Below are 15,560 nucleotides of genomic sequence, written 5' to 3'. Positions count from 1 at the left end.
ACTGCATTACTCCTGATAAATCTCACGCCAGCCTGAACGTCCTAGCGACTTACCATCCAGAAGATCGGTACTCTTCTTGTCGACCTGACCGTCACTTCTCTGACTGTAAAGGTTTTCGCTCAAGACGTTCATATTGAAAATCAGCGCCCCGTTGCGTACACCGGCGACTATCGCATCGTCACCATCGACGTCTCCATCGTTATCAACGTCAAGAACAGCCTTGTCCGGGGTTGTGCCATCAAATTTCACGACCATGATCCAGCTTGTCCCGCCGCTCTGGCACACACTTTCAGTCGGTGTAATCGTATTGAACAGAACATATTGACCACGCAACAGTACGTCACTGATCACACGTTCACCTTCTTCCGGCAAGTCGAAATACCAACCGTATGTATCACTGTCAGTCCAGTCGATGCCACTGCCGCTGACGGTGCGGGTATCCTGCCCGGAATTAGATCCTAGTGTTATAGATCGAGACGTGAGATCTGAACGATCCACTTTTTCACCTTTGTCCCAGATACCGTAGAAGGATTGATCGGCAGTGCTACTTGGATCCGTTTCCGATAAGTATCGGCCTGTTCCGACAAAGACCATCAGGTTAGGCGCTGAACCATTCGTGTTATAGAAATTGCGTCCCGCTGTCGGAGCCGCCGTTATAGGCTGCGTGTTACCACTACTATCCTTGGCAATAAACATCGGCTGCGGCGTGCTGCCTTGCTTGTAGGCGCTCCCCCACTGATTGGAAGCCCCCGTCATGTCGATCGCCCATAGCTGCCCGTCGGGATCCCCGGCATAGATCCGATCTACAATGCCGTCACTCGCACTATCACCGTTGGTGTCCTTGTAATCCACAGCACGGAGGGGTGAAAGGCCGGAGCCCGAGGAATCAAGCGGAATGTATACATAGTCCCCGTTATCCCAGCCATCAAGTCCGGCTTCAATGTCCAGAACAAACAACCCTGTCTGCCCCGTGCCGTAGCCATTGGGCAGCAGGGCGCTCCAACGGTAATCGTTATTACCCCACTTCACGAGGGCAACAAGAGGCGGCTCCGTGACATAGCCCAGGCGAGAATCATCGTCAGACGTAAACTCCCACATCAATAGCTTGGCTGCGTCTTCATCAGCATTCGTAAATGCGCCGGGATCTGTCACATTCAGAGCAAAAATGCCTCGGCCACCACCGCGCAGACCGCCAATCAATGTCGTCATCCAGGTGTCAGCACTACCACCAGCCGGATCAATGAATATGTCCGCTACGGTCGGGGACAAATCCGTATAGAAACGGTGGCGATACTCTGGATTGGTCAGGTAATGCAGCCCTGCAGTATCCGCATTTGAATAGACGCTGGCCGGGATATAGCCCACCACTTCATCGCCATCTTCGGCTTTGAATCCATGCAGCATGCCGTCGTTGGCACCTGCATAGACAACAGGCGTCCGATCCTGCTGAGCCATTCGGAAACTCGAGTATCGATCACTGGTGGCACCAAACGGGTCTCGGTCCGGCCAACTGCTTGCCGGTTGGCCAACATAGACTGGAGATGAATTGACTACATCGCCAAGAATTGTTGAGCGCTCACGGTACAGCGTTCCTTCATTGGCATCATCGCCACGAATATATGCCAGCCGCTTCTGACCGGCCGCATCCGTTCCCTCAGAACCATTCAGGTCATCTTTCTGGGTTGCCGAGAGGTTATCCCAATTGAACAGAACGCCCCCGCCGTTATTCGTGACGATAAACCGACTGTCCGGATCTTTGCTATTGAGGGTGTCTGCCGCGTCCCAAACAACAGATCCAATGCTACCCGTGACCGCATTCAGCGCCCGAGCAGCGACAGAACCAGTCCAATCGCCCGAGTTGAACGAGGCGGTGTAAACGTTACTGCCCTCTTCCAGAGTCGCCGTGTTAAACGTAACGTTGGTTGCAGCACCGGTCGTTTTAATGATGTCGCGAAGCGCTTTCGACATAGCCGAACGCAGTTGATCAACATCCGTCGCGTTATAAAATTCACCTCGGCCATTCACCGCCGCGTGGTAGAGATCATCGACCTGATCACCATCCCAACTTGTCGAATTCACTTCAGACCAGTCGGGCGGCGAAGTGTAGGCATCGGCAACCTTGTTGTAAGCCAGACCGGCGAAGTTCTCGCCTTTGTTGCCAAATCCCACAGTATAGGTATTCATATGGAGATCGGCATTGCAGTCGGCGGAAGGATCGTAGCTCGGATCCGTCGACTCAACCGGGATGTTCTCGGTGCTGCTGTATCCGGGGTCTCCTTCCTTTTTATAACACCCTTCACCCAACCTGACTTTTCCAGCGTCGTACGTGCCGCTTCTCAGGCGAGTGTCGTAGTATTTCATGGCCACGTCAGCCAGAGTGTTGGATGCATCGTCCTCGTAGGGCGCGCCCTTATCTTCGTCGGCATTACCAATGCCGCTGATAGAGGCATTGTTGAACCCGTCAGTAAACAGCAAAGTGTAGTTCTTTTGGCATTCAGCAGTAATCAGATTGGAGTTGTTGCTGAACTGATTGCCTGCATGCTTGAGCGTTCCCCTCAACGGGGTACCGCCCCCGGACCAGCTCGATCCAAAGTGCTCGTAGCTGTCGTCCAGGAAATCGCCCTTTTCAGAATCAATGTCATACATGCTCACCTGGCGCTGGTTGTGAATCCAGAACATGCCGAGGTTTACACCAGCCAAGCCGCTGAGCGCCTCTGCAATGGAACCCCGTGTTGCCTGGTGTAAACGCCGATAGTAAGAAAACCAATTGGCAAAATTCTGCATATCACCAGTGCCAGACTGGATCTTGTGCTCTACCAGGCAACCACCATCGGGAGCCAACGCATCCACATCCCCGGTAAACTCAATATCATTTGGATTGTTGTACCAACTGTTGTAATCGCTGTAAGTGAGGTCGCCACAGGATGTTACGACCTCTTCTGTCGTCGTTGTCTGTTGAAAATTGTTCTGCTTCTGGCTGTAACAATATTGCCTTCCATTGTATGGCCCCCAATATTCATAACCGCTTGAGCAGACCCATCGGGTTTCCTTCACTCCGCCTGAGGTTGTCTTAGAAAAGTAGGTGGCTGGGTAAAACGTATTCCCATTCTGGTCAGTGGTATTCTGAGTTAGATTCAGCGTCTTGCTGCCAGAGTTAGTCGGCTCATACGGAGCCGATGTCGGATCAGAATCAGAAAATTGGTTGCTAGTACCATCAGGCCAAGGCTGGTAGGTTGAGTCAGGGTTGTAATAGGCCGCGTTGTAGTCTGACGATCGCAGAAAATAGTAACGTCTTACAAAAGGCACTTGACCGTTACTGCCAGTATTGGTGAGCCAGCCGCCATCATAGTTGTTGTTGCTCGCTCCCCCTGAGTTAAACAGGTAGGCGTGCCCCCCCGTGTCGTAATCCGTTACCGTTTCAAAATCCATACTCCCCGAGTCATCGACCGCGAACAGAATATTCGGCTTCGCAGACCCGCTCAGAAAAAGTGGCGTGCTTGAGATGGGAACAGCACTGTATCCCATGGCTGGTAAACCGATCAGAAAGCCCGCAAGGACATGCGCAATACGGCTATAAAACTTCATGTCACTTCCTCCAAACACGCGTTAAAATTCGCGCCGATAGTATTCTTCAAGAATCCGTTCACTTTGTCCGGTCGCCCCTGTTCCGCGCGCAACAATCCGAAACGCTTTTGCCGTACTGGCACCGGTTTCATGGGTATAACCCGACATATTGATATCACTACTCTCTGTGCCAACTGCAACCTGTGCGTCACCGATGTACTCGACCATGTATCGAGGTGATTCCGAATAAATGGGGTTGCCATCTTCCGTCGGTATGGAAACCGCAACGGAGTTCGTATCGCTACTCCAGTTGCCACTGGCGAACACATTATCGCCACGCGGTGCCGTGCCCGTATCGTAGAAGCCCTCAAGAGTGCCAATATTGGCAGGCGAAGCCAGGCCATCTATCGCGTTTTCGGCCTCCCGCAAAGCGAGTTCAGCGCCCTCCATCGCCTGGTATCCCTCTTTCTGTGCAAGCACCATTCGTTCCTGCATGGTAGTGCTCTGCATGCTTGAAATGGCCAGCAAACTCAGAATCAGCAAAATCAACAGGCTAGTGAGCAACACGGCACCGCGCTGCGATTCCAGCGGCGAAATTTGTTTCATTTTACGGCTCATTCTGCTCCACCTTGTCGATGCGGTTCCTGATGGTCGCCGTCGTTGTATATACCCGATACAGCTGACGAGAATCCGAGGAGATCTCATCACTCACTTTATAGTTGGGCCCGGTAGAACAATCACTCCACCCCGGATAACAAAGCTCCATCGGAGCATCGGCGACATTGTTTTCCGGTGAGCGAACCAGCAAGGAAATCTGAACGGCGACAACGTTTTCCGCGGCCGCCGCTGACAGTGCAGTCGGTGAGTTAACATCAATCCAGTTACTGACAGCTCCGGTACTCAACCCCGGGTCCGTCCCCACGCGCACTTGCATATCCCAGACGCCATCCATGATCTCATCTGTAGCACCGTTTCCAGACACCCGGAAAAGCGACCGCTGTCCATTGGCAACATCAATGTAGTAACGCTGATAGTATGGGCGGAAGATCTGCGCGCTTTCGTTATACTGCTTGGACAGACAGTTCGAGGCATTGCCCGGACAATTATTGTTGACTACTACGTCAACCCCATCCCGAGGCTTGCCATTCCCGGGAGAAACCGAATTCCCAGTATTATGATTGATACCCGGCTCTGCTCCGGTCTGTGTGCCGGTAACCTGGAAGATATCCCCTGCTATACAGTCGCTGATAAGGAGGATATCGCCCTCACTGATGCCATTGACCGTGTTGACTTTGAGATTGGCTGATGAGTTGGGCATTTCTTCGTCGATAACCACATCCCCGGCGCCGCCAACGCCGCGCACCGTGATAATGTCCGTTCCAGAGACACCCAGAGTTCCATCCGATTGCGCCGCCATGAAGCCATCGGAGAAATCGTAAAGATCAGCGTTTGCGGCGTAGTCTGAATCCGTATTGTCGAGTTTGTTCGCTACATTCCCCCGCGGTATGCAACCCCAGTAATCCGCATTTCGAACCGCACGACTCATAAATTCCGATGTAATCCGGCCTGATTCCTGGACTCTCGAGTTAGCCTCGGCAAGCTGAAAACTCTGACGGTTGCCTGAAAAGATCTGGACCAGGCCAGCAGTAATAATCAAACCCAGAGTTATCGCCACCATTAGTTCAACCAGCGACAACCCCTGCTGGCAGTAAAACTTGGCTTTCATCAGCGCAACCTCGTTCTTAATGTATAGCTTTGGGCAACAGCATCATTGCCAAGATCCCTTTCCGTCCAATAGATGGTTATGTCGGCCTCCGTTTCATTGGGATTCGTCGTGACAGAAACTTCGGTCTGGGCCGTGGGCACATCTCGAACCACGTCATCATGCCAATTTGTCAAAACTGTGGAGCAACCGGAACAGTCCGCACTCTTGTTTTTTGCAAATGAAGCGAAGGATCCAGATTCGGCCCGCATCATTTCGGACAACTGATACGCGTGCATAGTCACCATGCTTCGTGTCGCGGTATTGGTGGTTTGCTTGAGAGAGAGTCCTTGAACACCGGCGACACCCAGCAGCCCGATGGCGAGGATTATGAGCGCGACAAGCACTTCAATCATCGTAAAGCCTCGCTGCTTTCCGAAACGCGCTTTACTTATGAACATGTCAACGCCTCCGATCTCACGCGGCCACCTGTTGAAATCGAGACGCGACGGCCGGTCTCTCCCGATCGATCATCACAGATGTCAATTTGAGGATTGGTTGAAGACAGGCCGCCTCCGGTAAAACGGATGGCAGCTGATGCACTAATGGTGACGCCACCACTTGCGAGGGGATCCGTTCGAATAATTTCGCCCGCCTGGCGCGTTCCATCTCCATTCAGGTCTTCCCACACGACAGCGCCAGTTGACCAGTTGGTGCCGGTGACGGGCGACACTTGCACGACACGAGCCCGTTTGACCGCTTCAGCCCGCGCAAGGTTAAGCATCCCAACAAGCGTATTAGTCGTTGAAGTGATTCGGTTGTTCGCTGTCATGTTCGAAAATGACGGCGCAGCGATAGAGATGACAATAGCCAGGACAGCCAAAGTCACCAACAATTCGACCAGTGTGAATCCTCTATTTTTCCGCATCGATCACCCAGGTAAGTTGAATCTTTCCTAGGTTGAATTTAATGACAGAAAAGTAAGGTTGCGAGTCGAGATCGACGAGCGGCTTCTCCGAGTCGACGACCGGTTACATCAGGCGGAAACTGTGACCGAACGCACACAACGTGCTGCTACAGAATTCCACCTATTCAGCCGATTTCAACTGCGTCAATCCGCAACTCCTTCGGCATGGAGAACACAATATTCTCTTCACGCCCCGGGACTTCCTCAGGCGCTTCACAGCCCAGGTCCTGGAGTTTTTGGATGACGTCGTGCACCAGCACTTCCGGGGCGGAGGCGCCGGCGGTGACGCCGACGGCGTTGCGCCCTTTGAGCCAGTCGGGGTCGATCTGGGCGGCATCGTCGATCAGGTAGGCGGGGGTGCCCATGCGTTCGGCGAGTTCGCGCAGGCGGTTGGAGTTGGAGCTATTTGGGGAGCCGACGACCAGCATCAGGTCGCAATCGCTGGCGAGTTGTTTCACCGCGTCCTGGCGGTTCTGAGTAGCGTAGCAGATGTCGTCCTTGCGCGGCCCCTGAATCTCGGGGAAACGGGCACGCAGGGCATCGATCACCCGAGCGGTGTCGTCCATGGACAAGGTGGTCTGGGTGACGTAGGCCAGCCGGCTGGGATCGCGAACGTCCAGCTTCTCGACATCCGCTTCATCTTCCACGAGGTAGATGTCGCCGCCGTTGCTGCGGTCGTACTGGCCCATGGTGCCTTCGACCTCCGGGTGGCCCTCGTGGCCGATCAGAACGCATTCGTGACCGTCGCGGCTGTAGCGCATGACTTCCATGTGCACTTTGGTGACCAGCGGACAGGTGGCGTCGAAGACTTTCAGGCCACGACGGGCGGCTTCCTTCTGCACCGCTTGGGACACCCCGTGGGCGCTGAAGATGACCAGGTGATCGTCGGGCACTTCATCGAGCTCGTCGACGAAGACCGCCCCGCGATCGCGCAGATTGCTGACCACAAACTTGTTGTGAACGACTTCGTGACGGACATAGATCGGCGCGCCGAACACGTCCAGTGCCCGGTTGACGATCTCGATTGCCCGGTCGACGCCGGCACAGAAGCCACGGGGATTGGCCAGTCGAATCTGCATAGTTGCCCTGTCTTGCTGAATCAGTGTGCCGTCTGCGCGGGTTCCACGCTGACGATTTCCACGTCAAAGGTCAGTGTACGCCCAGCCAGGGGGTGATTGAAATCCACCTCCACCTGATCGCCTTCCACGTGATGAACCACGCCCGGCAGTTCGCCCTGGCGCGCATCGGCAAAGGAAATCACGGCGCCACGTTCCAGCACCATGTCCGGCCCGAAATCGGATCGTTTGAAGGTCTGGATGTTCGACGGATTATGCTGACCAAACGCCTGCTCCGGCGGCACTTCGAAGGTTCTGCGCTCGCCGGGCTTCATGCCCACGAGGAGCGCCTCGAAGTTTTCCGGCAGATTGCCGTCGCCCAATTCCAGCGACGCCGGCGCCTTGCCAAACGTGGAATCAATCTCGCTGCCATCCGGCAGCCGTAACGCAAAGTTCAGGGTGACACGGGTCCCCTTGTCCACAGGCAGCGCTGTCATGCTTATTCTCCCTGATCGGCCGGCTGCTCCGGCGATTTGCGAAACAGGTCCACTACCATCATCAATGCGCCAATCGTAATGGCCGTATCGGCCAGATTAAAGGCGGGGAAATGGTACTGGTTCCAGTAAAAGTGTAGAAAATCGACGACGTAACCATGCACGACACGATCATAGACGTTGCCGATCGCGCCGCCCAGGATCAGGACGATGGCCACCGCCATCCACCGCTCCCCGGCTCCCAGACGGGAGAGCCAACGGATGAGCACCACGCTGACCACCGCCGCCAGAGCGACGAAGAACCAGCGTTGCCAACCGTCAGCCCCTGCCAGGAAACTGAAGGCGGCGCCGGTGTTATGCAACAACGTCAGGCTGAAGAATGGCAGCACATGGACCGACTCGCCGTAGCTTAACGACGCCGACGCGATGGCCTTGGTGCCCAGATCGACGGCAATGACCAGCACTGCGAGCCAGAGCCAGTGCAACGGAGAGCGGGTCACTGCCATCTCCTCTGTCTGCGCCATCATCAGGCAAACGCCCTCTTCTCACCTTCGCCTTCGATGTTCTCGATGCAGCGACCACACAGTTTGGGATGATCGGCATGCTGCCCGACGTCTTCACGATGATGCCAGCAACGGTCACACTTGGCGTGCGCCGTCGGCACGACGCGGACCCGCAGCCCTTCCAGGCCGGTCTGCTCGGCATCGCCGGCTTCCGCAATCGTCGCCACGGTCGCTTCAGAGGTGATCAGCACGAAGCGGAGTTCGTCGCCCAGCGCTTCCAGATCGGCCTTGAGATCACCCTCGCAGTACAGGGTCACTTCGGCACTCAGGGAACCCTTGATGTCGCCCCGGTTACGGGCGTCTTCCAGGCACTTATTCACGGCTTCTTTAACGCCCTGGATTTCATCCCAGTATTCGCGACCCATCGACAGGTCCGCAGGTAGCGCTACCAGGCCGCTGTACCAGTCTTCCAGGAACACGCTCTCGCCACGCTCGCCCGGCAGGTGCTGCCAGATCTCGTCGGCGGTGAAGCTCAGGATCGGCGCGATCCAGCGCACCAGCGCCTCCGCCACATGGAACAGCGCGGTTTGGCAGGAACGACGGGCCAGGCTGTCCGCCTGGGTGGTGTACTGGCGATCCTTGATGATGTCGAGATAGAACCCGCCCAACGTCGCCTCACAGAAGTTGTAGATCTTCTGATAGACCTTGAGGAAGGCGTAGTTCTGGTAATCCTCATTCAGGGACTGCTGCATCGTCAGCGCCCGGTCCACCATCCAGCGGTCCAGCGCGAGCATGTCTTCCGGCGCAACGGCGTGCTTGTCCGGCTCGAACCCGGTGAGGTTGCTGAGCAGGAAGCGTGCGGTGTTGCGAATCCGGCGGTAGCCATCTGCGGTCTGCTTGAGGATGTCATTGGACACCGTCATCTCGCCGCTGTAATCCGTCGCCGCCACCCACAAACGCAGGATATCGGCACCCAGCTGGTTCATGACTTCCTGCGGCGCGATGACGTTGCCCAGCGACTTGGACATCTTGCGGCCCTTGCCGTCCACGGTGAAGCCGTGGGTCAGCACCTGCTTGTATGGCGCGACACCGTTGATGGCAATGGACGTCTTTAGCGACGACTGGAACCAGCCGCGGTGTTGATCCGAGCCTTCCAGGTACATATCTGCCGGGAACTGCCCCAGATCTTGGCGCTTCTGCAGGACGGAGGCGTGCGTGACGCCGGAATCAAACCATACGTCCAGGGTATCGGTGACCTTGTCGTACTGATCCGCGTCCGCGCCCAGCAGACTGGCCGTGTCCAGTTCGTACCAGGCGTCAATGCCGCCCTCTTCGACCTGCTTGGCGACCGCCTCGATCAGCTCCGGCGTGTTCGGATGCAGCTCCTGGGTTTCTTTGTGGATAAAGAGCGCAATCGGCACGCCCCAGGTGCGCTGACGGGAAATACACCAGTCGGGCGACTGCTCGACCATCGCCTCGATGCGATTCTGGCCCCAGGCCGGCACCCAGCGTACGCCCTTGATGGCTTCCAGCGCTTTATCCTTAAGGCCTTTCACGTCCATGCTAATGAACCACTGCGGCGTCGCACGGTAGATCAGCGGTGTCTTGGTCCGCCAGCAATGCGGGTAGCTGTGCTGGAATTTTTCCTTGCGCACCAGCTTGCCTTCACGCTCCAGTGCCTCGCAGATGGGATCGTCCGCCTTGTAGACGTGAACGCCCGCAAATTCACCGGCGGCACTGATGTAGGTGCCATCGGCCTGGACCAGGTTCAGCGTGTCGATGCCGTAAACCTTGCCGACTTCAAAGTCTTCCATGCCGTGATCCGGCGCCGTATGCACCGCACCGGTACCGGCGTCCGTCGTGACGTGATCACCGAGAACCACCGGCACCTGCTTGTCATAGAACGGATGCTGGAGTTTCTGGTGCTCCAGCGCCGCGCCGCTGCAGGTGGCGAGGACCTTGTATTCCTCGATGCCCCAGCGCGTCATGATGTCTTCCAGCATGTCGGAGGCCAGCACCATCCGCTCGGCCCCGTTACCAGCATCAAGCTGCACCAGCGCGTATTCCAGCTCGGCGTTCAGCGATACCGCCTGGTTGGCCGGGATGGTCCAAGGTGTGGTGGTCCAGATCACGACCGAGACCGGACCGTCGCCACCAGGCTGACCGAAGACGCTCAGTACCGCCTCCTGATCGGCCGCGGTAAAGCGCACGTCGATCTGGGTAGACGTTTTGTCCTGATACTCGACTTCAGCTTCCGCCAGTGCGGATTGACCGACGACACTCCAGTACACCGGCTTATAGCCGCGAACCAGGTGGCCATTTTCAACAATCCGGCCCAGGGCGCGGATGATGTCGGCTTCCACCTTCGGGTCCATGGTCAGGTACGGTTTATCCCAGGTACCAAACACGCCCAGCCGGATGAAGTCGGCCTTCTGACCTTCGATTTGCTTGGCGGCATAGTCGCGACAGGCCTGGCGGAAGGTCTTGTAATCCACCTTGACGCCGGCCTTGCCGATTTCCTGCTCCACCTTGTGCTCGATCGGCAGACCGTGGCAGTCCCAGCCCGGCACGTAGGGCGCGTCGTAGCCCATGAAGCTGCGGGACTTGACGATCATGTCCTTCAGAATCTTGTTCACCGCATGACCGATATGAATGCTGCCGTTCGCGTACGGAGGACCATCGTGGAGAATCCAGCGCTCGCGGCCCAGGCGGGCTTCGCGGAGCTTTCCGTAGATATCGGCATCCTGCCAGCGCTGGAGCATCTCGGGCTCGCGCTTGGCCAGGTTGCCACGCATCGGAAACCCGGTTTCCGGCAGGTTCAGGGTATGCTTGTAATCGCTCATAGTGCTCTGTCGGTCAATGGTGAATCGTGCTGTTGAAAGGGTCTCAACAAGGCGTCAATGTGCCGCAATCCAGGCCCGGGCATCGTCAATATCCTGATCGATCTGGGCTTTCAGCGCGTCCACAGAGTCAAACTTGATTTCATCCCGCAGCGGGTGGCGGAATTCTACGCGTATACGCTGGCCGTACAGTGTGCCAGCAAAGTCAAAAAGGTGCACTTCCAGTGAGGGCCGGCGCCCGTCAACCGTGGGCCTGAGGCCGATATTGGCGACGCCGTCACAGTCGGTGCCATCCGGCAATTGCGTGCGCACCACGTAGACGCCCCGCAGGGCCGGCATCCGTTTCAGCAGGATATTGGCCGTCGGCGCGTTCAGCTGGCGCCCCAGTTGCCGGCCGTACACCACGCGCCCGCTGATAGCATAGGGCCGCCCGAGCAGACGCTCAGCGGTTGCCAACTCGTTATCCTGAAGGCAATTCCGGACTCTCGTGCTGCTGACGCGCTCATTATCGACTTCCACCGTGACGGTGCGCTCAACGCCATAGCCTCGTTCGCGCCCCACCTGCTCCAGCAGGGCGAAGTCTCCGGCCCGGTCACAGCCAAAGCGGAAATCATCGCCGATCACCAGATGACGCACCGCCAAACCGTCAATCAGGATGTCCTCAATAAAGCCCATGCCGGAATACCGGCGGAAATGCTCGTCGAAACGGACGCACAGCACCAGGTCCACACCTTCGTCGCGCAAGGCCTCGACCTTCTGACGAAAGCCGGTCAGTCGCGGCGGCGCGTCACTGCCCTGAAAAAACTCGCGAGGCTGGGGCTCGAAAATCATCACCAGGCTGGGCACACCCAGTTCGGCCGCCTTGGCTTTGACCTGCTCGATAATGGTCTGGTGCCCGACGTGCACGCCATCGAAATTGCCGATGGTGGCAACGCAGCCTTGGCTTACCGGCGAGTCGGGCTGTTCAGCCAGTGATCGCAGATTGGTGAGGCCTCTGATGAGCCGCATGAACTACACACCTTTGGCGGGTCGTGGTGAGAAAACACGCGATTATAAACGATCTGCCGCAGCGGGATAAGGTGCTGAAAGCCGAAGGCCCGCCCGGATCAACGCAGCCGGAAGTGCCGGACCCGAACGCCGACCAGCGCCAGCACCGCAAAATAGGCCGCCACGCCGCTGCCAACCAGCATTGCCATAGCCTGCGCCCGCTCCATCCCGGTCATGGCCAACCACTGCGACACCGGCGCCCCAAGCAATAGGATCACCGCGGCCAGCGCGGCGTTGGCCGCTGCCAGCTGGGCCAGGAAGCGAAGCCACCCCGCCTGCCGCTGCCACGCCCCTTCCCGCCACAGGTTTCGCCAGAGAAGAGTGGCGTTGAGCCAGGCGGATAGCGAGGTCGCCAGCGCCAAACCGGCGTGGGCCAGAGGCACGATCAGCGCCAGGTTGAACACCATGTTGGACACCATGGCGATCACACCAATCCTTACTGGCGTCCGCGTGTCCTGACGGGCAAAGAATCCCGGCGCCAGCACCTTGATCAGCATAAAAGCCAGCAGCCCCAGCGAGTAGGCTCGCAGACTCTGGGCCGACATCACCACATCCCGATCAGTCACTTCGCCATAGTGGAACAGGGTCGCCAGCAGCGGCTCAGCCAGCAGGCAGAGCGCCAGTGCCGCCGGCACACCGATCAGCAGCACCGCGCGAATCGCCCAGTCCACCGTCGCCGCAAACTGCTCCGGCGCCTCGGCCGCGTGCTTGCGTGAAAGATTGGGCAGAATCACGGTGCCGATCGCCACACCGAACACACCCAGCGGTAGCTCTGACAGACGATCCGAATAATAAAGCCAGGACACACTGCCGGTTTGCAGGAACGACGCCAGGACGGTGTCCAGCAACAGATTGATCTGACTGACCGAAACCCCGAACAAGGCCGGCGCCATCAGCCGCAACACCCGGCGAACGCCCTCATGACGGTAGTCGACCTTGGGCCGCGGCATCAGCCCGAGTCGCATCAGGAACGGCAACTGGAAAAACAGCTGCAGAGCTCCCGCGAGAAAGACCCCCCACGCCAGGGCCATCACCGGCGTTTCCATCAACGGCGACAGGAAGATCGCCGCCCCGATCATGACCAGGTTCAGCAAGACCGGAGTAAACGCCGGCACCGCGAATCGGTCATAACTGTTCAGGATCGCGCCAGCAAAGGCGGTCAATGAGATCAGCAGCAGGTAGGGAAAGGTGATCCGCAGCATATCGGCGGCCAGCGCAAACTTCTCCGGCTCGTCCGAAAAGCCCGGCGCAAACACCCAGGTCAACAGCGGTGAGCCGATCATCGCTACGATCGTGACGCCCAGCAACACCAGCCCCAGGGTGCCGGCCACCGCATTCACCAGCCGCCGGACCTCCGACATCGACTGCGCCTCGCGATACGAGGACAGCACCGGTACAAACGCCTGGGAGAAGGCGCCTTCGGCAAACAGGCGGCGCAGGAAGTTGGGGATCTTGAACGCAACAAAGAAGGCGTCCGCTCCGGTCCCGGCGCCAAAATAGCGGGCAATGACCATATCCCGGACCAGCCCGAGCACGCGGGACAGCATCGTCATAACGCCGACCACCCCGGATGAGCGCAACAGGCCCGGGGCTTTCGGCGGGGTTTTCTGGGAATCGTTCGGAGCGGGCTCGGAGGCCATCAAGCGAGATCCTTGTCACAGCCAAAGGAAAAGCAGTACGGAAACACCGAAATGACCGCCGCAACAGCAGTCAGAGCGCGTGCCGACGGGGAGTCTACCACACCCGGCACAGCGGGGATTTGAGCCGTCTTTCACTTGACATCAAGCCCCCGAAACGGCATAGTTCCGCGTCATTTATTTCGAGGCGCTGATTGTCGGCGCGCCCGCTATTTTTCAGAAACGAATTTCAGGAGTTATACGGTGGCAAACTCTCCCCAAGCCCGTAAGCGCGCTCGTCAGAACGAGAACAACCGCAAGCACAACGCCAGCCTGCGTTCCATGTCGCGCACCTACGTCAAGAAAGTTCAAAGCAAGATCGAAGCTGGCAACTACGATGAAGCGCAAGCCGCTTTCACCACAGCCCAGCCGATCCTGGACAGCATGGTCAACAAAGGCATCTACACCAAGAACAAGGTGGCCCGCCTGAAGAGCCGTATGTCCGCCAAGATCAAGGCCCTGAAAAGCGCCTGATTGGTAGACCGATCATAAAAAAACCGGCCTGATGGCCGGTTTTTTTATGCCTGGATATAATCCCAACACAAAAGGTCACACGATGACGAGATTGTCCCGGTGCACCATCTCCTCATCGGAGACGTATCCCAGCACCTCGGTAATCCGGTCACTGGAACGCCCGGCAATGGCCCGCGCCTCGTCCGCATCGTAGTTGACCAGCCCACGCGCCACCTCGCGCCCGGACTCATCGACACAGGACACCATCTCTCCCCGACGGAATTGCCCGGACACCGAACGCACCCCAACCGGCAACAGACTGCGACCACCCTGACACAACACCTTCACCGCACCTGCGTCCAGAACCAGTTGCCCGCGGGTTTTCAGATGACTGGCCAACCACTGCTTGCGCGCCGCGATTCGCCCCTGCTCAGGCAATAACAGCGTACCCAACACGTCGCCATTCCGAACACGGGACACCACCTGCGGCAGGCGCCCACCAACAATTACCGTAAAAGCACCGGAACGCGCCGCCAGACGCGCCGCCCGCACTTTGGTCTGCATACCGCCCCGACCAAGCATACCGGCACCGCCAGCCGCCATAACATCCAGCTCCGGATCACTGGCAAGGCGCTCGTCGACCAGGCGGGCGTCGGCGTGCTTGCGGGGATCGCTATCGAACAGACCATCCTGATCGGTGAGGATGATCAGACCATCCGCTTCCACCAGGTTCGCCACCAGAGCGCCGAGGGTATCGTTATCGCCGAAGCGGATTTCGTCGGTGACCACCGTGTCGTTCTCGTTGACGATCGGCACCACGCCCAGATCCAGCAGGGTCCGCAGCGTGCTGCGCGCGTTCAGGTAGCGCTTGCGGTCGGACAGGTCATCGTGGGTCAAAAGCACCTGCGCGGAATGCAGGCCGTGACGCTTGAACTGCGCCTCCCAGGTCTGCACCAACCCCATCTGCCCCACGGCAGCCGCCGCCTGGAGCTCATGCAGATGCTGCGGACGCTCTGACCAGCCCAAACGACTCATGCCCTCGGCCACGGAGCCGGAAGACACCAGAACCACTTCAACACCGGAATCGATCAAAGCCGCCAACTGGTCCACCCAATCGGCCAGCACCGGCACATCCAGACCCTTGCCATCGTTCGTCAGCAGGGCACTCCCGATTTTCACGACCAGGCGCCGGGCCCGCTCCATCCGTCGACGTTCTGACATGCTCTTCCGCTTACTCCCTATCCCCGACTGAACGCCCC

13 protein-coding genes are annotated in these 15,560 nt (G+C 57.9%); 1 reads left to right on the top strand and 12 read right to left on the bottom strand.

Annotation, left to right across the window (positions count from 1 at the left end; all coding sequences use genetic code 11):
• Positions 1–6 precede the first annotated feature (6 nt).
• The 11 genes from EB809_RS07630 to murJ form a co-directional block, all read right to left on the bottom strand.
• Positions 7–3,585, bottom strand: a complete 3,579-nt coding sequence (locus EB809_RS07630) for a pilus assembly protein (RefSeq protein WP_123634212.1) — start codon at positions 3,583–3,585, stop codon at positions 7–9.
• A gap of 21 nt (positions 3,586–3,606) precedes the next feature.
• The gene (locus tag EB809_RS07625) at positions 3,607–4,182 is read right to left on the bottom strand and encodes a PilX N-terminal domain-containing pilus assembly protein (protein WP_190294848.1); all 576 of its coding nucleotides are present in this window, start codon (positions 4,180–4,182) and stop codon (positions 3,607–3,609) included.
• Entirely contained in the window at positions 4,172–5,290 is a 1,119-nt protein-coding gene (locus EB809_RS07620; RefSeq protein ID WP_123634237.1) for a PilW family protein, read from the bottom strand. The genes EB809_RS07625 and EB809_RS07620 overlap by 11 nt, the downstream gene beginning before the upstream one ends.
• Positions 5,290–5,727, bottom strand: a complete 438-nt coding sequence (pilV, locus tag EB809_RS07615) for a type IV pilus modification protein PilV (RefSeq protein WP_123634210.1) — start codon at positions 5,725–5,727, stop codon at positions 5,290–5,292. The genes EB809_RS07620 and pilV overlap by 1 nt, the downstream gene beginning before the upstream one ends.
• A complete protein-coding gene (locus tag EB809_RS07610) occupies positions 5,718–6,194 on the bottom strand; it encodes a GspH/FimT family pseudopilin (protein ID WP_123634236.1) in 477 nt (158 codons plus the stop codon). The genes pilV and EB809_RS07610 overlap by 10 nt, the downstream gene beginning before the upstream one ends.
• 164 nt (positions 6,195–6,358) lie before the next feature.
• Positions 6,359–7,333 carry a 4-hydroxy-3-methylbut-2-enyl diphosphate reductase gene (gene ispH, locus EB809_RS07605; RefSeq protein WP_263316981.1) on the bottom strand — a complete coding sequence of 325 codons (975 nt, stop codon included), beginning with the start codon at positions 7,331–7,333 and terminating at the stop codon, positions 6,359–6,361.
• Positions 7,333–7,785 (bottom strand): FKBP-type peptidyl-prolyl cis-trans isomerase, encoded by a 453-nt coding sequence (fkpB, locus tag EB809_RS07600; RefSeq protein ID WP_123634208.1) that lies wholly within the window; start codon positions 7,783–7,785, stop codon positions 7,333–7,335. Before fkpB ends, ispH begins: the two co-directional genes overlap by 1 nt.
• A gap of 2 nt (positions 7,786–7,787) precedes the next feature.
• The gene (lspA, locus tag EB809_RS07595) at positions 7,788–8,288 is read right to left on the bottom strand and encodes a signal peptidase II (RefSeq protein ID WP_223807862.1); all 501 of its coding nucleotides are present in this window, start codon (positions 8,286–8,288) and stop codon (positions 7,788–7,790) included.
• Between the two features lie 20 nt (positions 8,289–8,308).
• Complete coding sequence (gene ileS, locus EB809_RS07590) at positions 8,309–11,128, bottom strand: isoleucine--tRNA ligase (RefSeq protein ID WP_123634207.1); 2,820 nt, start codon at positions 11,126–11,128, stop codon at positions 8,309–8,311.
• Between the two features lie 54 nt (positions 11,129–11,182).
• The gene (gene ribF, locus EB809_RS07585; RefSeq protein WP_123634206.1) at positions 11,183–12,133 is read right to left on the bottom strand and encodes a bifunctional riboflavin kinase/FAD synthetase; all 951 of its coding nucleotides are present in this window, start codon (positions 12,131–12,133) and stop codon (positions 11,183–11,185) included.
• A gap of 98 nt (positions 12,134–12,231) precedes the next feature.
• Positions 12,232–13,812 carry a murein biosynthesis integral membrane protein MurJ gene (gene murJ, locus EB809_RS07580; protein WP_123634205.1) on the bottom strand — a complete coding sequence of 527 codons (1,581 nt, stop codon included), beginning with the start codon at positions 13,810–13,812 and terminating at the stop codon, positions 12,232–12,234.
• Positions 13,813–14,052: 240 nt separating this feature from the next.
• Here murJ and rpsT point away from each other — a divergent pair, with 240 nt between their 5' ends.
• Positions 14,053–14,322: a 30S ribosomal protein S20 gene (gene rpsT / locus EB809_RS07575; protein ID WP_123634204.1), complete on the top strand. Its 270-nt coding sequence runs from the start codon at positions 14,053–14,055 to the stop codon at positions 14,320–14,322.
• 75 nt (positions 14,323–14,397) lie between these two features.
• Here the strand turns inward: rpsT and proB are convergent, their stop codons facing one another.
• Positions 14,398–15,522 carry a glutamate 5-kinase gene (proB, locus tag EB809_RS07570; protein ID WP_123634203.1) on the bottom strand — a complete coding sequence of 375 codons (1,125 nt, stop codon included), beginning with the start codon at positions 15,520–15,522 and terminating at the stop codon, positions 14,398–14,400.
• Between the last annotated feature and the right edge of the window lie 38 nt (positions 15,523–15,560).

This window comes from Marinobacter sp. R17 (assembly GCF_003789045.1).
In the GTDB taxonomy this organism is placed as follows: domain Bacteria; phylum Pseudomonadota; class Gammaproteobacteria; order Pseudomonadales; family Oleiphilaceae; genus Marinobacter_A; species Marinobacter_A mangrovi.
The sequence above is the reverse complement of the archived record's forward strand: the minus strand, read 5'-3'. Positions and strand labels throughout refer to the sequence as shown.